The sequence below is a fragment of the Methylobacterium sp. HJ2 genome (assembly GCF_056431005.1).
On record NZ_JBWJYM010000005.1, the window covers coordinates 69976 to 87420 of the forward strand.

The window sequence follows — 17445 nt, forward strand, 5'->3', positions numbered from 1 at the left end:
CGCCATCGACCTCATCGCGCACAGATCGGCCTCCGCGTGACCCCAGACAAGGCCCAGACGCCCGCTCCCTCCGTGAGCCTCCGCGACATCGATCTCAGCCTCGGGCGGGGGCCGGCCCGCGTCCACGTGCTGCGCGGCATCTCCCTCGACGTGGCGCGGGGCGAGGCGGTCGGCCTCGTCGGGCCCTCGGGATCGGGCAAGTCGACGCTGCTGATGGTGATGGCCGGGCTGGAGCGGCCCGATTCCGGCTCGATCCGGATCGAGGACACCGACCTGATCGGCCTCGACGAGGACGCGCTCGCCCGCTTCCGCGGCCGGCGCATCGGCATCGTGTTCCAGGCCTTCCACCTCGTGCCGACCATGACGGCGCTGGAGAACGTGGCGCTGCCCCTGGAGCTCGCCGACCGGCCCGAGGCGCATGCCCGGGCCCGGGCCGAGCTTGAGGCGGTCGGCCTCGGCCACCGCCTGAGCCACTACCCGGCCCAGCTCTCGGGCGGCGAGCAGCAGCGCGTCGCCATCGCCCGGGCGCTCGCGCCGGACCCGGCGATCCTGGTGGCCGACGAGCCCACCGGCAATCTCGACGAGGCCACGGGCCGGCAGATCGTCGACCTGCTGTTCGGGCTGAAGCGGACCCGCGGCGCCACCCTGGTCCTCGTCACCCACGATCCGGGGCTGGCGCGCCTGTGCGACCGCACGATCCGCCTGCGCTCGGGCCGCGTCGAGGCGCCCGAGGCGGAGACGGTCGCCTGATGCACGGCACCCTTCCCGCGACCGATCCCGGCCGCCGCGCGCGCCGCCTGCCGCTGACGCTGCGGCTGGCCGTGCGCGAGCTGCGCGGCGGCCTCTCGGGCTTCGCCGTCTTCCTCGCCTGCATTGCCCTCGGGGTCGCGGCGATCGCGGGCGTCGCCTCGATCTCGCGCTCGCTCTCGGACGGGCTCGGGCGCGAGGGCCGGCGCATCCTCGGCGGCGACCTCAGCTACAGCCTGATCAACCGCGCGGCGACGGAGCCGGAGCTGGCGGCGCTGCGGAGCGAGGGCCGCGTCGGCACCGTGGCCTCGCTGCGCGCCATGGCGGTGGCGGGCCAAGGCGCCGGAGGGGGCGCCGCCCTGGTCGAGCTGAAGGCCGTGGACGACAGCTACCCGATGGCGGGCGTGCTGGTGACCGAGCCGCACGCGCCGCTTTCCGACCTGCTCGCCCCCCGCGACGGCGTGCCGGGCGCGGTCGCCGACCCGGCCCTGCTCACCCGCCTCGACCTGAAGATCGGCGACCGGGTCACCCTCGCCGGGCACCCGTTCGAGATCCGCGCCACGGTCGCGAGCGAGCCCGACAAGGTCGCCAACGGCATCGGTTTCGGCCCGCGCCTCATCATCGACCAGGGGGCCCTGCGGGCCACCGGCCTCGTCCAGCCGGGCAGCCTCAACCGCTGGAGCTACCGGATCCAGATTCCGGACGCGGACGGCGCGGCCCTGGACGCCGCCGCGGCCCGGATCGCGGCCGCGGCGCCGGAGGCCGGCTGGGAGATGCGCGCGCGCACCAACGCCGACCCGCGCTTCGCCAAGAGCATCGAGCGCTTCACCCAGTTCCTGACGCTCGTCGGGCTCACCGCCCTCATCGTCGGCGGCGTCGGCGTGGCCAACGCCGTCCACGCCTTCGTCGAGCGCAAGCGCGGCTCGATCGCGACGCTCAAGAGCGTCGGCGCCCCGGGCACCCGCGTCGTCGGGCTCTACCTGACCCAGGTGATGCTGATCGCGGGCCTCGGCACGGCGGTGGGCCTGGCGGTCGGGGCGAGCCTGCCCTTCCTCCTCGACGCCCTGTTCGCCGACGCGCTGCCCCTGCCGCTGAACCCGACGCTGGCGCCGGGCGAGCTCGCCCTCGCCGCAGCCTACGGGCTGCTCACCGCCTTCGCCTTCGCGATCACGCCGCTCGGCCGCGCCCACGACGTGCCGGTCTCCGGCCTGTTCCGCGACACGGTCGATCCGTCCGCGGCCAAGACGCGCTGGCGCTACCGGCTGATGCTGGCCGTCGCCATCGCCGCCCTGGTGACCCTCGCGGTGACCACCGCCTTCGACCGGCGCGTCGCCCTGATCTTCATCGCCGCGGCGGGCATCGCCTTCGGGCTGCTGCGCCTCGTGGCGCTCGGCCTGATGGCGGCGGCCCGGCGCGCGCCCCATCCGCGCCGCGCCGCGCCCCGGATGGCCCTGGCCAACCTCCACCGGCCGGGGGCGCTGACGCCCGCGATCGTGCTCTCGCTGGGCCTCGGCGTGACGCTCCTCGTCACCCTGAGCCTGATCGACGCCAATGTCCGGCGCACGATCTCCGCCACGCTGCCCGCGCGCGCGCCGAACCTGTTCTTCCTCGACATCCCGTCCGCGGACGCCGCCGCGTTCAACGACTTCCTGGCCCAATCCGCGCCCACGGGCCGGATCGAGCGGGTGCCGATGATGCGCGGGCGCATCGTCGCCCTCGACGGGGTGCCGGCGGGGAAGATCCGGCCCCCGGAGGACGCCGCCTGGGTGCTCGACGGGGATCGCGGCATCACCTACGCGGCCGACCAGCCGGACGGGTCGAGCCTGACGGCCGGCACGTGGTGGAATGCGGAGGAGGGGGCCAAGCCCCTCGTCTCCTTCGAGGCCGATCTCGCCCGCAGCCTCGGCCTCAGGGTCGGCGGCGAGGTCACCGTCAACGTGCTCGGGCGCAACATCACCGCGCGGATCGCCAACCTCCGCAAGGTCGAGTGGCGCAATCTCGGGATCAACTTCGTGATGGTGTTCTCGCCCGGCACCTTCCGGGGGGCGCCGCATTCCGATCTCGCCACCCTGTCGCTCCCCGGCGGGACCGACGCGCCGGCCGAGAACCGCATCCTGCGCGACGCCGCCCACCGCTTTCCGTCGGTGACCAGCGTGCGGGTCAAGGACGCCCTCGACGCGGTCGGCGACCTCGTGGGCAAGCTCGTCCTGGCGATCCGGGGCGCCAGCGCGATCGCGGTGCTTGCGAGCCTGCTCGTCCTGGCGGGCGCGGTCGCGGCCGGTCACCGGGCGCGGCTCTACGACGCCGTGGTGCTGAAGGTGCTGGGCGCGAGCCGCGGGCGGCTGCTCGCCGCCTACGGCCTCGAATACGGGGCGCTGGGCCTCGCCACCGCCCTGTTCGGCCTCGCGGCCGGCACCCTCGCCGGCTGGGTCATCGTCACGCGGGTGATGCGCCTCGACTTCGTGCTCGACCTCTCGGGCGCGCTCGTCGCGGCCGGGCTCGCGGTCGTCCTGGCGATCGGGCTGGGCTTGGCCGGGACGTGGCGGATCCTCGGCCAGAAGCCGGCGCCGTACTTGCGGCAATTCTGAGCGGCGATGCAGTCGAGACGTGTGTAGCCGCGAACGTAACGATTTTTAATCCCGCGCAAGACCAACAAAAATCCGCGCGCGGAGCGGCGAAAACCGCGCCTGCAAGCTCGGCGGGGCTCTTGTGCGGCGCGAGCCAAACCAACATATTCCCGGTCGAGGCGCTCATCGGCGCCAGAGGTCCCGCGTGGGCCTCGTTTCGAACACCACGCTGAGAGAGCACCCCAGGGGAACTCCCATGGCATTCGACAACAGCCCCTTCCGGTACGGCGCCCAGGCGCCGGGATACGCCGGCACGCAGGTCGAGGTCGACCAGGGCCTGCGCAGCTTCATGCTCGGCGTCTACAACAACATGGTCGTCGGCCTCGGGATCTCGGGCCTCGTCGCGCTCGGCCTCAACAAACTGGCCGTCGCGACGACCCAGGCAGACGCCGTGGCGCGCATTGGCTCCGTTCCACTGACTCAGTACGGTGCCTTGTTCTACAACAGCCCCCTCAAGTGGGTGCTGATGTTCGCCCCCCTCGTGTTCATCTTCGTCTTCTCGATGCGGATGGACCGGATGTCGGCCTCGTCCGCCCGGACGATGTTCTTCGCCTTCGCGGCGGTGATGGGCGCGTCGATGTCGTCGCTGCTCCTCGTCTTCACCGGCGCGAGCGTGGTCAGGGTGTTCTTCATCACCGCGGCGACCTTCGGCGGCCTGAGCCTCTACGGCTACACCACGAAGCGCAGCCTCTCGGGGATGGGCTCGTTCCTGATCATGGGCCTGATCGGCCTGATCATCGCCTCGCTGGTCAACATCTTCTTCGCCTCGAGCGCGCTGCAATTCGCGATCTCGGTGCTCGGCGTGCTGATCTTCGCGGGCCTGACCGCCTACGACACGCAGAAGCTGAAGGAGATGTACCTCTACAGCGGCTTCGACGGCGAGGGCGCGGCCAAGATGTCGGTGAACGGCGCGCTGACGCTGTACCTCGACTTCATCAACATGTTCCAGTTCCTGCTCTCGTTGATGGGCGACCGTCGCTAACAGACGCAGGACCGGACCACACGGAGGAAGCCCCGGCGCGAGCCGGGGCTTTTTTCGTGCGCCGTCCTCCGCGGACTCGGGGTCGTGCCGAAGCGCCGCAGGCCGCCGGCGGAAACTGGGCCGCACCGCGGCCCCGTTGAGCGACCATGTGGTACATCTACGGACTGACGATCCTCGCGGGTCTCGCCAACGCGATCCAGCCGGGACAGAACGCGACGCTGTCGAAATCCATCGGCCTGCCGGTGACGGCGGCCCTGCTGACGCTCCTCGTCAGCACCGCCGCGCTGCTCGTGGGCGGCCTCGCCTCGGGCAAGCTCGACATGCCGAGCGCGCAGCAATTCGGGCAGGTGCCGTGGTGGGCCTGGGCCGGCGGCCTGCTCAGCGTGCTCCTGATCCTGGCGCAGCTCTACGCCTCGCCCGCGATCGGCGCGGCGAGCTTCCTCGGCATCATCGTGACGGTGGGCGTGGTCGCCTCGATCGTGCTCGACAATTACGGCTGGGTCGGCTTCGCGGTGCACCCGGCGAGCCTGTGGCGCATCCTCGGGGCCGTGCTGATGATCGCGGGCGTCGGGCTGGTGGCGGCGTTCTAGGGGCTCACACCGCACGCAGCGGCTTCTCGAGCACGGCGAGGACCCGGGCGAGATCGGAGCCGCGCTTCATCACGAGACCGCCGGCTGCGACCACCGCGTAGGCGCCCTGGCGCCGGGCGAACTTCGGGTCCTTCTCGATGCGGTAGAGGGGCATCTCGGAGGTGCGGCGATAGATCGAGAACACCGCCTTGTCGCGCCGGAAATCGAGGGCGTAGTCGCGCCACTCGCCCTCGGCGACGCGGCGCCCGTAGAGATTGAAGATCGTCCGGAGCTCGTGGCGGTCGAAGGCGATCTGCGGGGTGCTCGCGGGGGCCGGGAACGGGACCACCCGCGCGCTCGAATCGTCGCCCACCCGCTCGCTCATTCTCGCTCCGTCGTGTTCCGCGGCATCCTTGGCCGGAATGATGGGCGCCCGCGAGCCGGCCCGCAAGGGCCCAGGCGCCGGCCCGCAGGGGGCCCAGGGCCGGCCCGCAGGGGCTTGGGGCTGTGCCGTCCCGGCAACGCGGAAGAGATGAATCTCCACGATTTCGCCCCGATCGCGCCTTTCGCGGGCCTTGTTGCGGGGCGACAACAGATCCTGAAATCTCGTCGGGCCCGTGCCCGGCCGGGCGTCCGAAACCCGAGCTCCCCAGCCCTCGGACGTCCGATCGGATCCACGGACCGACACTCCAGAGGTTTCGAGACCCAAGGACTTCAGGCCGCCTCCCCAGGCGGCCTTTTTTTGCGCCGCGGCGCCCCCGTCAGGCTGCCTCGAACAGGGGCACCTGCCGCATCTCCGGCACCAGGACGAGGCCCTTGTCGGTGATGCGGATCTGCGGGATCACCGAGAGCGGGATCAGGTTGAAGCCCATGTAGGGGATGGCGCAGCCCGCCCGCTCCCAGGCGGCCTTCAGCGCCCGGACCTCCTCGGCCACGACGCCGACGCGCTTGTCCGAGATCAGCCCCGCCACCGGCAGGGGCACCATCGCGATGACGCGGCCGTCCGCGACGACGCAGACGCCGCCCTGGATCGCCGCCACCGCCTCCACCGCGACGCGCATGTCGGCCTCGCTCAGCCCCGCCACGATGATGTTGTGCGAATCGTGGCCCACGCTCGAGGCCACCGCGCCGCCCTTGAGCCCGAAGGCGCTGAGCAGCCCGTGCGCGACGCCGCCTGCCGCCCCGCCCGAGGCGGGCCCGGAGAGGCCGTGCCGCTCGATCACCGCCACGTGGCAGAGATCGTGCGCCGCGAGCGTCCCGGCCCAGTCGGCCGCGGGCGTCAGCGCCACGCGCTCGTGGACCAGCTCGATCCCCGGCAGGGTGGTGCGGATGGCGTTGACGGTGCAGGGGGCGGCGGGCAGCGGCGGCACCAGGGCGGGCAGCGGATCGGGCAGGCGCACCGTGCGGTAGGCGCGCTCGGGGTAGCGGTAGGGCGCGGACAGGGCCGCCTCCAGGCGCGGCGTGACCCTGCGGTCCTCGACCACCAACTCGCCCCCGTACCATGTGGCCTGGGGCACCAGATCGTCGTTCAGGAGCACCAGATCGGCCCGGCGCCCGCCGCCAAGGCCGCCGATCTCGCCGTCGAGGCCGTAGCGGGTCGCCGGGTGGAGCGAGCCCATCGCCCAGGCGGCGGGCTCGGGGATGCCGCGGGCGACCGCCTCGCGCACCACCCAGTCGAGCCCGTAGGCGAGGAGGTCGTCGGCGTCGCGGTCGTCCGTGCAGGCGCAGACCCGCTTCCAGGCGGCGCCGTACTCGGTCACCGTGCCGATGGCCTTGGGCAGCGAGTGCCAGGGCGTGGTCGGCGGCCCCCCGCGCAGGAAGATCCAGACGCCGGCCTCCAGGAGGTCGTCGGCGATCTCGGCATCGACCGCCTCGTGCGTGTCGGTGACGCCGCTCGCGGCGTAGGGCGCCACGAAGGCCCGGCCGTAGATGTGGCCCGAGACCGGGCGCCCGCGCTCCAGCGCCGCCGCGATGATGGCGTGCGCCCGCGGATCGCCCTCGGCCACCGCCACGAAATCCATCTTCTCGCCGAGGCCCAGCGCCTCGGGCCACGCGTCGAACAGGGCGGCGATCTTCTCCGGCGTGAGGTCGCCGCCCGCCGTCTCGATCGCCGGGGTGGTGGCCGGCACCGTGCTCGGCACCGTGAGGTAGATGTTGAGGGGCGCGGCGCGCGCATCCTCCAGCATCCAGGCGACGCCGTCGGCATCCAGCACGTTGCCGATCTCGTGGCTGTCGCAGACGATGGTCGTCGTGCCGTTGACGAGGGCGGCCTCCGCGTAGGCGCAGGCCGTGATCATGCTGCTCTCGATGTGCAGGTGCGGATCGACGAGCCCGGGCGCGATCAGCCCGCCGCGCGCGTCGTAGCGCCGCCCGCCCTTCGCGGTCCCGGCGGGCTGCACCGCGGCGATGCGCCCGCCCGCGATCCAGATCTCGCGATCGGGCAGGATCCGCTCCGAGTAGGTCGAGAGCACGCGGGCGCCCGTGATCACGAGATCGGGCTCGGCGCGGCCCGCGGCCACGGCGGCGAGGCGGCGCGTCATCGTGGCGAGGGGGGCGACGGAGAAGCGGGTCAGGGTGCTCATCGGGGCCTTCCACCGGGTGCGGGGGAGAGGGACGGGCATGGAGTGTGCCATGGACCGTTTGGGATATGCGGCTCCGCTATGACGACGAGCAACACAGCCAGTCGCCCGACCAACGCGGCTTCCGGCTCCTTGCGATCCTTCCAGCTCCAAAGTAATTTCAACTTACTCCGCTTATCATCAACTAATTACTTCGGGCAATTTCCAAGTTGTTTTTTAAGGCGTGAACCACCTTTGGATCGCGAATACGAAATGTCGCACTTCCGCCGGTCTGCCCACTTTTTTCGACCAATCCCATGCTTTCCATGGCTGCAACATAATTTTGGGTCGAGCTCCCTGTTCCTGCTCGATCGTTCAACTGATTTTTTGTGAATTCTGGGCTTTGAAGTCTCAGAAGATGCTTTATATAGGCATATATATCCATCGAATTTGCTCTAGCATTCGACTTTCTCGGGTAATATTCATAAAAATTGAACTGGCAAACAAAATCATTGATACCTTGGCTAATTGCCTCAGCTGAGATAGCTTTTGCAGAGGGGTCTATTTTGTATTGCGCACGGAAACTTCTGTCCAAAAGATGCCATAGATCGCGAGGGTTTTTATTGGCTAAATTCAAAAGCTCTGAAAAACCGTCAGTTTTTGATCCTTCAGAGAATAGACTTGCTACAGATTTAATTCTTTGCTCCGAGAATACAGACACACGCCGATCTGCGGCTGAAACCAGATCAGAATTACCCCAGCTTACTCCAGGACAATATATTTTCTGCGTTCGAACGCGATCTTTTAGCATGTTGTACGGAATAACCCATATTGAGAAAATTACTTGAAACTCTTCGGCGGTGAGAAATCTTACATCTGTCACGATAGGTTCGACAAACTCTTCTATCTCTTCGGCAGAGTTACTCAGGCGCGCGTCCTCATCGACTTTATCAAACACAAGTATTATTTTCTGATAGCCAATTTTTTTCGCGAGAATCGTTAATTTCTTAAGCATGTCTAATGAAAACTCAGCATCAGCAAAACTCTCATCAACACTCCCTAGATGCTCGCGAAAATAATCTTTCCATTCTCCTTGCTGCTTCGGAGTCCCTGACGCTTGTGCTATGAGATCAGATAGAAAAGCTACGGTAGCATTTGCGCCTATATTAAGAGGAATTCTAGCTACAGAGTACAAAATGCGACCAAATTTTGCTTTCCAGCCTGTTTGCAAAGATACTATTTTTCTATGCAAATCATCCTTACTCGCTTGCTTAACAAATTTTGCAAGAAAGTAAGACAACAAGACTTTATCGGAAGCACTGAGCCCAGATCCGTGCTTCCTATCATCTGCCATCTTCACAAAAAGTCGCTCACTCAATTGAGAGATAACAAATCTATAGAATTCTGTAGAATCGAAAGGTTTAGGCAGATCAGAGTAATCACTTATATTTACAACTAGTGAATTTTTATCAATTCTGCGACAAAAATCATAAATGATAGCAGTCTTGCCAGTACCCCGATCTCCGGATAGCAACATCGTGCGGCCGCTAACAAAGCCTTCTATAATGGGACTATACATGGAAAAATCAACGAATAAATCTTTTCCGTGATCTCTCTCGTTCTCTGATGTGAAAACAGAGAACGGATACGACGAGAAACCAAAATTTTTATAGAAATCCCCGAATCCAATTGTCATTTATATTTCTTTCAACTGCGCTCTATAGCGTCCCTTTTGATGATACGATATGATATCTGATCGTAGCCAGATTTGTCGAGGTAGGCGTAAGCTTGATATGCAACATCTTATGGCCTCCAACTGTGGCAAAATCCGACGTATGTAAAAGCTTTAGGCTGACCTAGCGCAGAAATTTACTTTTCGAGAATATTTTATTATCTTTCGATTTATGGAAACAAACTAGTGATTATCGACAATTCATACGTTATTTTTGTTTGTAATCTCAAAAATAGAGATGTTATTGTCGAGTGGTTTCAAAAAATATTATCGCAGAACTGCCGTTCAGCCTTTCGAGTGTGAAGCTGGAGCACCACCATCCTCACCTATTCCTGGAACCCCCGCCCCCCACCAGAGTAATTTCGTAGGATAGAACCGCCCCGCTTCCTCCTGCTCGAGGCCCTCATGCGCCCGTTGACTGCGCTCCTTCTCGCCCTTCCCTTCCTCGCCGCAACGCTCGCGCCGGCCCGCGCCGACGTCCTGATCCGGATCGACAAGGACACGCAGCGCATGTCCGTCGCGGTGAACGGGCAGCCGCGCTATTCCTGGCCGGTCTCGACGGGGGCGGCCGGCTACGACACGCCGAACGGCTCCTACCGGCCGCAGCGCATGGCCCGCACCCATTTCTCGCGGGAATGGGACGACGCACCGATGCCCTACGCGATCTTCTTCACCGGCATGGGCCACGCCATCCACGGCACCGGCCACGTCTCGGCCCTCGGGCGCCCCGCCTCGCACGGCTGCGTCCGCCTCGCCACCGGCAAGGCCGCCTCGCTGTTCCGGCTGGTCAAGACCGAGGGGATGGGCGCCACCCGCATCGTGGTCGAGGGCGCGAGCACCGGCGTCGCGCGGGGCTCCTCCCGCAGCCGGGTCGCGCGCGGCTACGAGGGCGGCGGGGTGATGTCGGCGGGCATGCAGATGGGCCGCGGCCAGATGGACCGGGGCCTCGACGACGGCTACGCACCGGTGCGGCGCCGCGCCCGCGGGCCGGCCGGGTACGGGCCCGACGACAGCGCCTACGCGCCGATCTACTACCGGGCCGCGCCGATCTACGGCGACGGCTACGAGTAGGGGGCCGGGCTCGCCGGACACGGATGGCGGCCGGCCTCCGCGGGCGGGGAGACAGGCGCGGATCGGCCCGGGCTTCGCTCAGGCCTCGATCGCGGTCAGCTCGGCCTGATAGGCGGCCAGATAGGCATCGAGGCGGGCCCGGACGCCCGCATTCCCGCACTGGACCCAGACCGGGACGGGGAGCACCGTCCGGTCGAGTTCGAGCAGCACGGTCTCTGCCATCCGGGCGGCGTCCCGCTCCGTCGCGGCCGCCATCAGGCGGGTGCCGGCGGGCGTGCCGATCATGATGGCGATGCTGACCATGCGATTCCTAACGGACGGAAGGCCCCGCGCGTTGCGTCCCGGGCTCAGCGCTCGGTCGCCCGTTCCGGGTCGAGGCGGTTGATCACACTGTAGTTCACCGCCGTCCAGAATTCCGAGCCCTCCGGATCGGTCAGCCCGGCCTCGTGCGCCTCGATCGCCGCGTAGCCGGGGGTGACGAGGTAATCCTCGACGTCGTTGAGCGAGGCGAAGGACAGGACGGAGATGCCGTCGATCTTCGAGCCCTCCGGATCGTCCTGGGTCGCGCCGAACGGGTGCAGCTGCGCGTAGCGGCGCACCAGGGCGGCGGTCTCCGCCTCCGCCAGCACCCGCGCGGCGTGCTCGTGCAGCCATGCCCGCTGGAACGCCTCCCGGGAGAGGTCCGGGCGGCGGCGATGGATCTTCACGAGGCTCACCGGATCGCGGTGGCGCGGGCTCGGGATCAGGATGTACTCGCGGGCCACCTCGCGCGTCACCATGCGGAAGGCCGTGCGCTCGTCGGCGATGATGCGCGCGGCGTATTGGGGCTGATCGAGCGTCCGGGCGATGTCGTCGGTCTCCGCGTAGGCGATGTAGGCGAAGCCGTCCCAGAGCGGGGGCCGGTAGGGCGGCACCCGCGCGGCCGGGTCCGCCGCCAGCCGGCCCGACGCGTCCACCATCGCCCGGTAGGGCGGGCGCGCGTCCGAGGACGGGCCGGAGGCGAGGCGGTGGACCTGATCGTAGCGCAGCACCCGCGCGTTCGAGGCGCCGGGCTCCGCGTAGGCGAATTTCGGCCCGTGCACCTTCCGCCAATAGGCGTCCCAGTGCTCGAAGGCGCGATTGGGATCGGGCTCCAGGGCGAGCGCCTCCGGGTGCCGGTCGGGATGGGCGACCGCCCGGCCGTCCCGGCCCGTGGCGGAGCCCGGATCGTGCGGGCGCTCGGACCAGGGAGTGGCGTCGCTGCGCGAGACGAAGGTCGGCGTGACGATCAGGGGCTTCGTGGTGGAGATCGTCGCCGCGCCGTGGGGCGGGCGCTGGAGCATGTCCGAGCGGGCGAGGTCGGGGGCGTCGTGGCTCATGCGGGCTCCTGGTGTCTCGTGCCTCCGGCGACCGGCCACGCGCCCGGTCCCGACCCTCCCGGCGGGAGGGCGGATCCGGGCTACGCCCGGGCGCCGATCCGGGTTTGGCCGATGCGGTCTCCGGTTCGATCGACCGGAGACCGCATCCGGGGATGATCAGGGGATGATCAGGGGATGATCCGGGCCGCGCGCAGGCGCGCGAACAGGTCGAAGAAGGCCTCGTCCGTCGCCTGGTAGTCGAGGAAGCCGAGGCGGCGGCTCTTGCTCATGTCGGTGACGACCTCGATCGGCCGTCCGAGATCGGCATCGGTGTGCCAAGCGGAGGCGACGCGCCCGAGATCGGGCTCGGCGAGGCCGTGGCGCCGGGCGATCTCCGCCCAGAGGCCGGCGTCGCCCGCCATCTGCGCCTCGAGGGGGCGCACCGTGCCGTCGAACGGGGCGGGCTCCAGGCCGAACCACTCCGCGATGCGGCCCCACATCCAGCTCCAGCGGAAGACGTCGCCGTTGACCACGTTGAAGGCCTGGTCGCGCGCGGCCGGGGTGGTGGCGGCCCAGGCGAGATGGCGGGCGAGGATCCGCGCGTCCGTCATGTCGGTGAGCCCGTTCCACTGGGCGGCCGAGCCGGGGAAGCGGAAGGGGCGCCCGCTCTCGCGGCAGAGGGTGGCGTAGGCCGCGAGCGTCACGCCCATGTTCATGGCGTTGCCGATGGCGTAGCCGATGATGGTGTGGGGCCGATGCACGCTCCAGCCGAATCCGTCCCGCGCGGCGGCGGCGAAGATCTCGTCCTCCTGCGCGTAGTAGAAATTCTCGACGGGCAGCCGCGGCTGCGTCTCGCGGAAGGGCGTGGCCGGGAGCGTGCCCTTCCCGTAGGCCTCGAACGGGCCGAGATAGTGCTTCAGCCCCGTCACCAGGGCGACGTGGGAGAGGCTGCCGGCCGGGCGCAGGGCGTCGAGGAGGTTCCGCACCATCGCGGCGTTGACCCGGATGTTCTCGGCCTCGGTCGGCTGGCGCATCCAGGTGGCGAGGAAGACGTGGCTCGGGCGCAGATCCGCCAGGGCCGTCGCGAGCCCCTCGGGGTCGAGGAGGTCGGCCGCGACCGGGCGCAGGCCCGGCACGTCGGCGGCGGGCCTGCGCGCCAGACCGCTCACCGCCCAGCCCTCCCCCGCGAGGTGGCGCGCCAGCGTGTTGCCGACGATCCCGCTCGATCCCACCACGAGGGCCGTGCGCGTCGCATCCGTCATGTCCGCCTCCTTGCCGTCCGTCGATCCGGACCCGGCAGGTAGGCGCGGGCCGCGCCGGCGGCTAGAAGGCACCCGGAGGGGACATAGTCACCCGAAGGTGCCCATGGCGGCCAGGATCGCATACGACGCCACGACCGGACACGACGCGACGACCGGACGGGACGAGACGGGGGACGGGCCGGATCCGCGGGCCGAGACCACCCATGCGGAGGATTGCGCGCCGCGCCGCGTGCTGGAGCTGTTCAGCAGCAAATGGACCAGCATGGTGCTGCACGCCCTCCACACCCTGCACGGGGGCACCGGCCGCACCGGGGCGCTCCAGCGCAGCCTGCCCGGCATCAGCAAGAAGATGCTGACCCAGACGCTGCGCGAGATGGAGCGCGACGGCCTCGTGAGCCGCCGCGTCTTCGAGGTGGTGCCGCCGCGGGTGGAGTACAGCCTGACGCCGCTCGGCCGCGAGTTCCTCGAGCCGATCCAGATGCTCTACGACTGGGGCCGCGCGCATGCGGGGGCCCTCGACCGGCTCGGCGCCCGTCGGCGGTCCGGGCGGTCGCCGGAGCGCGACTAGCGCCGTCCCGAGGGCCCGGGCTCAGCGCACCATCGTCACCGGCGTGCCGACATCGACGCGACCGTAGAGATCCACCACGTCCTGGTTGAACATGCGGATGCAGCCGTAGGAGGCCCAGGTGCCGATGGAGCTCGGCCGGTTGGTGCCGTGGATGGCGTATTGCCCGCCCGAGAGCGTCAGGGCCGCCGCGCCCATCGGGTTGCCGGGCGAGCCGCCCGCGATCAGGTTGGGCAGGCGCGGGTTGTCGCGCTTGACCTCCGAGGGCGGCGACCAGGCCGGGCGGACGTACTTGCCGTCGATCGCCGCGGTGCCGAGCCATTGCTTGCCGGGCTTGCCCACCGCCACGGGGTAGCGGATCGCGGTGCCGTCGCCGTTGACGAGGTAGAGCTTGCGCTCGGAGATGCTGACCACGACCGTGCCCGGCGCGGCCGAGTAGGGGAAGGCCACCACCTCGCGCGCGGCCACCGGCGCGGGTGCCCCGAGACCCGCGAGCGCGAGACCGGCCAGCGCAGATAGACCCCAGGACCGAACCGACATCGACCGTCATCCTCGACAAGCGTGAGCGTTGTGCGAAAGTAATCCACGGCCCCGCTTCGCGTTCCAGAAAACTCGTGGTTTACGAAGGCGTTGCGCACGCAAATCCCGCCGCAGGGTAAAGGGCGCGCCGGCGCCGCCCGGCGGATGCGGGGCATCGCGGAGAGGATCCGTTCAGGGGTCGCTGCGGCTCAGCGCTCGGTGAGGATGGCGCCGCGCGGGTCGCGCGCCTGCCAGCCGTGGCGGACGAGCTCGGGGTCGGCATGCTCCTCCGCCGGCCAGCCGAGGCAGAGATAGGCCACGAGCCGCCAGTCCGGCGGCAGGTCGAGGAGCGCCGTCACCGCCGCCGGCTCCAGGATCGAGACCCAGCCGAGGCCGAGGCCGCGGGCGCGGGCGGCGAGCCAGAGCGTCTGCACCGCGCCGACCACGGAGTAGCGCAGCATCTCCGGCATGGTGGCGCGCCCGAGGCCGTGGCCGGCCTGGGTGCCCTCGTCGCAGAACACCGCGAGATGGACCGGCGCCTCGCGCAGGCCCGCGAGCTTGAGGCTGCGGTAGAGCGCCCCGCGCTCCCCCGCATAGGCCTCGGCGGCCAGCGCGTTGCAGCGGGCGAAGCTCTCGATCACCGCCGCGCGGCGGGCCGGATCGGCCACCCGCACGAAGCGCCAGGGCTGGCTGTTGCCGACCGAGGGGCTGAGGCAGGCCTCCTCCAGGCAGGCCCGCAGCAGGTCCTCGGCCACCGGCTCGGCCCGGAAGCGGCGCACGTCGCGGCGCCACGCGAACAGGTCGCGCAGGCTCCGGCGGAAGGCGGCGTCGAAGGTGGGCGGGTGGTCCGGCATCGGGACGGGCGGCTGGCCTCGGCGGCGAGAGGATCCGGCGCGGCTCCGCGCGGATCGCACAGCCCTCTACACCCGCGATCCGCGGGCGCCCAGCGGGAGCCTCCGCCGGCCCACGGGACGCCCGCGCTACAGGCCCGAGACCGTCGCGGTCGCGGCCGGCGGGTGGCGCAGCCGGTCCGCCTCCTCCTTGCGGTGCAGGAAGGCGGTGAGGACCGGGCCCTGGAGGGCGTGCCCGTCGGGCAGGCGGATCTTCATCGGATCGACGAAGCGGCCGTTGATGGTCACCTCGTAATGCACGTGCGGGCCGGTGGAGAGCCCGGTCGAGCCGACATAGCCGATCACCTGTCCCTGGTGGACGGCGGCGTTCGGGACGATGCCGCGGGCGACGCGCAGCAGGTGGTTGTAGGCGCTGGCATAGCCGTTGGCGTGCTGCACCTCGATGCGGTTGCCGTAGGTGCCGTGGGCCCCGGCGGCGAGCACGGTGCCGTCGCCGGTGGCCAGGACCGGCGTGCCCGCCGCGCTCGCCCAGTCGACGCCGTTGTGGAAGCGGCCGTAGCCCAGCACCGGGTGGATCCGCGTCCCGAAGGGCGAGGTCAGCCGCCCCTCGGCGATCGGCTTGCGCAGCAGGAAGCGGCGCAGGCTCCCGCCCTGGCCGGTGAAGTAGTCGACGCCGTCCGGCCCCTCGTACCGGTAGGCCTCGTGCGTCTCGGAGCCGAGCGTCAGCGCGGCGAAGACGAGCTCGGGCCGCTCGGCATGGCCCTCGGCCGGGCTGTAGAGCAGCTCGATCCGGTCGCCCGCGCCGACGGGGTGCTGCAGGTCGACGCCGTAGCCGAAGACCCGCACGAGATCCTCGGCGAGGCCGCGGGGCAGGCCGTTGGCGAGCACGGTCTGGTAGAGGCTGGCGTAGAGATGCGCGCCCGCCTCCGCGTCGGGCTCGGCCGGCCGGGGCCCGGGCGGGGCCGCGGCGGGCGGGGCGAGGGCGACGACCCGGCCGTCGTCGGCCTCCGCCGCCGCCGCCTCGATGCCGGCCGTGCCGTACAGGGTGACGCGCCGGATCCGCGCCGCGCCGTCGGGCCCCGGCGCGAGGAGGAGGCGCAGGTGCTGCCCCTCGCCGGCGGCCCGGGCCTGCGGGCCGAGCGCCGCGCCGACGCGGCGGATCAGGTCCGCGTCGGCGCCGTTGGCGCGCAGCGCGGCCGCCAGGCCCTCGTCCGCCGTGAGGACGAGATCGCGGGTCTCGCCGCCGGGGCCGTGCGGGTCGTGCTCGCGCCGGGCGATCCGGGTGACGTTCTCGGGGACGATGCGCACGTCGAGATCCCGGAACGGGCCGGGCTCGGCTGCGTCCGGATCCTGCAGCCGCGCCGCGGTCAGCACGTGGGAGAGCAGGCCCTCGGACCCGCGCCGGAGCGGGTCGGCCAGCGCCGCCTCCTCCGCCACCAGGACCGCGACCTCCGCATCGTCGAGGGCGGCCGCATCCTCCGGCAGGGCGGCGGCGCCGGGGTCGCGGGCGAGGTCGCGGCTGAGCAGGGTGACGTCGGCATCCGCGGCGCCGCCGGGGGCCGCCTCCGGCGGGTCCGGCTCGTCGGAACGCTGCGCGAAGAGCCGGACCGGATCGTAGGCCGGGATCCCGGCCGGGTCCGCGACGGTGGCGAGATGCGTCGCCAGATGGACGAAGGGGCGGGCCCGCAGCACCTCGCGATCCCCGATCCGGCGGCTGATGCGGGCGGTGAAGGCCTGCCGGTCGGCGGCGACGGGCTCGTCCCGCACGAGGCGGTCGCCGCGGTGGGGGAGGGGCTCGGCGGCGTCCGCGGCCGGACGCCGGGGGCCCGGTCCGGCCCCGTGCGGGCCGGGCGGAGCGGGGACGGGCCCCTCGGTCGAGAGTTCGAGGGCCGCCGAGAGCAGGCCGGCCCCGGCCAACCCGCAGAGGACGCTGGCGCAGAGCCAGCGCAGGCTGACCTGCCGCGCCGTCTCCGGCGCGTTCCAGGCCCGGCGCGGCCGGCCCGGCGGCCCCCAGCCCTGGCGCCCGCGCCGCGGCGCGGGCGGGCGATCGGATTCGGGAGCGTCCGTCAGGGCGGGACGACGGGATGGCGGCATCGCGGTTCGGGCTGCCTACGGCTGAGCTTGCCCGCTTCCCTCCGGAGTGCGGCCAGAGTGAGGCCCGGGCGGGGGCAGGGGGCCTCAGCCCCGCGCGGCCTCGCGCATCAGGCCGGCGACGAGACCGTAGGTCTCGGTCCAGGCCGCGCGGAGATCGGGCGTGAAATCGGCCCCGAGCCCCTGTTCCAGGGTCCAGAGCAGCGCCTCGCCGACCGGCGCGTAATGCGCCTCCTCGACGCCGTAGGCGACGTGGCGGCGCCCGAGATCCTGCACGGCCGGGACCACGGTCTCGGGCCGGTTGAGGTTCGACACGGCGAGCCCCAGCATGCTCATCAGCTTCTTCTTCTGCTCGGTCATGTCCTCGGGAAACATCCGGCGGACGTCGGGAGCGATCTCGAAGAGACGGCCGTAGAACAGATCGGCGGCCGTGTCGGCGATCGGCCGGACCTTGGTGAAGCTGTCCTGGACGAGTTGCACCTGCTCCGGTGTCATCGTGGCGTTCCTGAACGGTTGCGGGGCCGCCGGCATACC

The 17445-nt window shown here is 69.9% G+C and carries 16 protein-coding genes; 6 read left to right on the forward strand and 10 right to left on the reverse strand.

All coding sequences use genetic code 11. The features are described from left to right. The first annotated feature begins 36 nt into the window (after positions 1 to 36). The 4 genes from ACS5RC_RS13825 (at position 37) to ACS5RC_RS13840 (ending at position 4946) form a co-directional block, all read left to right on the forward strand. The gene (locus tag ACS5RC_RS13825; RefSeq protein WP_478344450.1) at positions 37 to 750 is read left to right on the forward strand and encodes an ABC transporter ATP-binding protein; all 714 of its coding nucleotides are present in this window, start codon (positions 37 to 39) and stop codon (positions 748 to 750) included. Then, positions 750 to 3335 carry an ABC transporter permease gene (locus ACS5RC_RS13830; protein WP_478344451.1) on the forward strand — a complete coding sequence of 862 codons (2586 nt, stop codon included), beginning with the start codon at positions 750 to 752 and terminating at the stop codon, positions 3333 to 3335. The genes ACS5RC_RS13825 and ACS5RC_RS13830 overlap by 1 nt, the downstream gene beginning before the upstream one ends. Positions 3336 to 3570: 235 nt before the next feature. After that, positions 3571 to 4356: a Bax inhibitor-1/YccA family protein gene (locus tag ACS5RC_RS13835; protein WP_478344452.1), complete on the forward strand. Its 786-nt coding sequence runs from the start codon at positions 3571 to 3573 to the stop codon at positions 4354 to 4356. Between the two features lie 146 nt (positions 4357 to 4502). Continuing rightward, the gene (locus tag ACS5RC_RS13840; protein WP_478344453.1) at positions 4503 to 4946 is read left to right on the forward strand and encodes a DMT family transporter; all 444 of its coding nucleotides are present in this window, start codon (positions 4503 to 4505) and stop codon (positions 4944 to 4946) included. A gap of 4 nt (positions 4947 to 4950) precedes the next feature. Here ACS5RC_RS13840 and ACS5RC_RS13845 read toward each other — a convergent pair whose 3' ends face one another. From ACS5RC_RS13845 to ACS5RC_RS13855, 3 genes are all read right to left on the reverse strand, one after another. Continuing rightward, a complete protein-coding gene (locus ACS5RC_RS13845) occupies positions 4951 to 5310 on the reverse strand; it encodes a DUF2794 domain-containing protein (RefSeq protein WP_478344454.1) in 360 nt (119 codons plus the stop codon). Positions 5311 to 5686: 376 nt separating this feature from the next. Beyond that, positions 5687 to 7507 carry an adenine deaminase C-terminal domain-containing protein gene (locus tag ACS5RC_RS13850; protein WP_478344455.1) on the reverse strand — a complete coding sequence of 607 codons (1821 nt, stop codon included), beginning with the start codon at positions 7505 to 7507 and terminating at the stop codon, positions 5687 to 5689. A gap of 181 nt (positions 7508 to 7688) precedes the next feature. Continuing rightward, positions 7689 to 9179: a P-loop ATPase, Sll1717 family gene (locus ACS5RC_RS13855; RefSeq protein WP_478344456.1), complete on the reverse strand. Its 1491-nt coding sequence runs from the start codon at positions 9177 to 9179 to the stop codon at positions 7689 to 7691. A gap of 441 nt (positions 9180 to 9620) precedes the next feature. On the opposite strand from ACS5RC_RS13855, the gene ACS5RC_RS13860 reads away from it, so the two are divergent. Further along, on the forward strand, positions 9621 to 10286 hold the full coding sequence (locus ACS5RC_RS13860; RefSeq protein ID WP_478344457.1) for a L,D-transpeptidase: 666 nt from the start codon (positions 9621 to 9623) through the stop codon (positions 10284 to 10286). A 78-nt stretch (positions 10287 to 10364) separates the two neighbouring features. On the opposite strand, the gene ACS5RC_RS13865 is transcribed toward ACS5RC_RS13860, so the two are convergent. The 3 genes from ACS5RC_RS13865 to ACS5RC_RS13875 all read right to left on the reverse strand — a co-directional run bounded on the left by ACS5RC_RS13865 (position 10365) and on the right by ACS5RC_RS13875 (position 12885). Next, the gene (locus ACS5RC_RS13865; protein ID WP_478344458.1) at positions 10365 to 10589 is read right to left on the reverse strand and encodes a hypothetical protein; all 225 of its coding nucleotides are present in this window, start codon (positions 10587 to 10589) and stop codon (positions 10365 to 10367) included. Positions 10590 to 10633: 44 nt separating this feature from the next. Continuing rightward, positions 10634 to 11644 carry an EthD domain-containing protein gene (locus ACS5RC_RS13870; protein ID WP_478344459.1) on the reverse strand — a complete coding sequence of 337 codons (1011 nt, stop codon included), beginning with the start codon at positions 11642 to 11644 and terminating at the stop codon, positions 10634 to 10636. Positions 11645 to 11811: 167 nt separating this feature from the next. Further along, the gene (locus ACS5RC_RS13875; protein ID WP_478344460.1) at positions 11812 to 12885 is read right to left on the reverse strand and encodes an SDR family oxidoreductase; all 1074 of its coding nucleotides are present in this window, start codon (positions 12883 to 12885) and stop codon (positions 11812 to 11814) included. Positions 12886 to 12988: 103 nt separating this feature from the next. Between ACS5RC_RS13875 and ACS5RC_RS13880 the strand changes: the two genes are divergently transcribed. Then, positions 12989 to 13453, forward strand: a complete 465-nt coding sequence (locus tag ACS5RC_RS13880) for a winged helix-turn-helix transcriptional regulator (protein ID WP_478344461.1) — start codon at positions 12989 to 12991, stop codon at positions 13451 to 13453. A 21-nt stretch (positions 13454 to 13474) separates the two neighbouring features. On the opposite strand, the gene ACS5RC_RS13885 is transcribed toward ACS5RC_RS13880, so the two are convergent. The 4 genes from ACS5RC_RS13885 to ACS5RC_RS13900 form a co-directional block, all read right to left on the reverse strand. Beyond that, positions 13475 to 13990, reverse strand: coding sequence for a L,D-transpeptidase (locus ACS5RC_RS13885; RefSeq protein ID WP_478344462.1), 516 nt, complete (start codon positions 13988 to 13990; stop codon positions 13475 to 13477). Positions 13991 to 14178: 188 nt separating this feature from the next. Next, positions 14179 to 14823, reverse strand: coding sequence for a 5,6-dimethylbenzimidazole synthase (bluB, locus tag ACS5RC_RS13890; protein WP_478344463.1), 645 nt, complete (start codon positions 14821 to 14823; stop codon positions 14179 to 14181). A 126-nt stretch (positions 14824 to 14949) separates the two neighbouring features. Next, positions 14950 to 16914, reverse strand: coding sequence for a peptidoglycan DD-metalloendopeptidase family protein (locus tag ACS5RC_RS13895; protein ID WP_478344464.1), 1965 nt, complete (start codon positions 16912 to 16914; stop codon positions 14950 to 14952). 84 nt (positions 16915 to 16998) lie between these two features. Beyond that, complete coding sequence (locus ACS5RC_RS13900) at positions 16999 to 17406, reverse strand: globin family protein (protein WP_478344465.1); 408 nt, start codon at positions 17404 to 17406, stop codon at positions 16999 to 17001. Positions 17407 to 17445 lie beyond the last annotated feature (39 nt).

Coding starts and splice junctions, on each gene's coding strand:
- ACS5RC_RS13850 (WP_478344455.1), bottom strand. CDS start 7,507: ATGAGCACCCTGACCCGCTTCTCCGTCGCCCCCCTCGCCACGATGACG.
- ACS5RC_RS13855 (WP_478344456.1), bottom strand. CDS start 9,179: ATGACAATTGGATTCGGGGATTTCTATAAAAATTTTGGTTTCTCGTCG.
- ACS5RC_RS13895 (WP_478344464.1), bottom strand. CDS start 16,914: ATGCCGCCATCCCGTCGTCCCGCCCTGACGGACGCTCCCGAATCCGAT.
- ACS5RC_RS13845 (WP_478344454.1), bottom strand. CDS start 5,310: ATGAGCGAGCGGGTGGGCGACGATTCGAGCGCGCGGGTGGTCCCGTTC.
- ACS5RC_RS13840 (WP_478344453.1), top strand. CDS start 4,503: ATGTGGTACATCTACGGACTGACGATCCTCGCGGGTCTCGCCAACGCG.
- ACS5RC_RS13835 (WP_478344452.1), top strand. CDS start 3,571: ATGGCATTCGACAACAGCCCCTTCCGGTACGGCGCCCAGGCGCCGGGA.
- ACS5RC_RS13860 (WP_478344457.1), top strand. CDS start 9,621: ATGCGCCCGTTGACTGCGCTCCTTCTCGCCCTTCCCTTCCTCGCCGCA.
- ACS5RC_RS13870 (WP_478344459.1), bottom strand. CDS start 11,644: ATGAGCCACGACGCCCCCGACCTCGCCCGCTCGGACATGCTCCAGCGC.
- ACS5RC_RS13830 (WP_478344451.1), top strand. CDS start 750: ATGCACGGCACCCTTCCCGCGACCGATCCCGGCCGCCGCGCGCGCCGC.
- ACS5RC_RS13880 (WP_478344461.1), top strand. CDS start 12,989: ATGGCGGCCAGGATCGCATACGACGCCACGACCGGACACGACGCGACG.
- ACS5RC_RS13900 (WP_478344465.1), bottom strand. CDS start 17,406: ATGACACCGGAGCAGGTGCAACTCGTCCAGGACAGCTTCACCAAGGTC.
- bluB (WP_478344463.1), bottom strand. CDS start 14,823: ATGCCGGACCACCCGCCCACCTTCGACGCCGCCTTCCGCCGGAGCCTG.
- ACS5RC_RS13885 (WP_478344462.1), bottom strand. CDS start 13,990: ATGTCGGTTCGGTCCTGGGGTCTATCTGCGCTGGCCGGTCTCGCGCTC.
- ACS5RC_RS13875 (WP_478344460.1), bottom strand. CDS start 12,885: ATGACGGATGCGACGCGCACGGCCCTCGTGGTGGGATCGAGCGGGATC.
- ACS5RC_RS13865 (WP_478344458.1), bottom strand. CDS start 10,589: ATGGTCAGCATCGCCATCATGATCGGCACGCCCGCCGGCACCCGCCTG.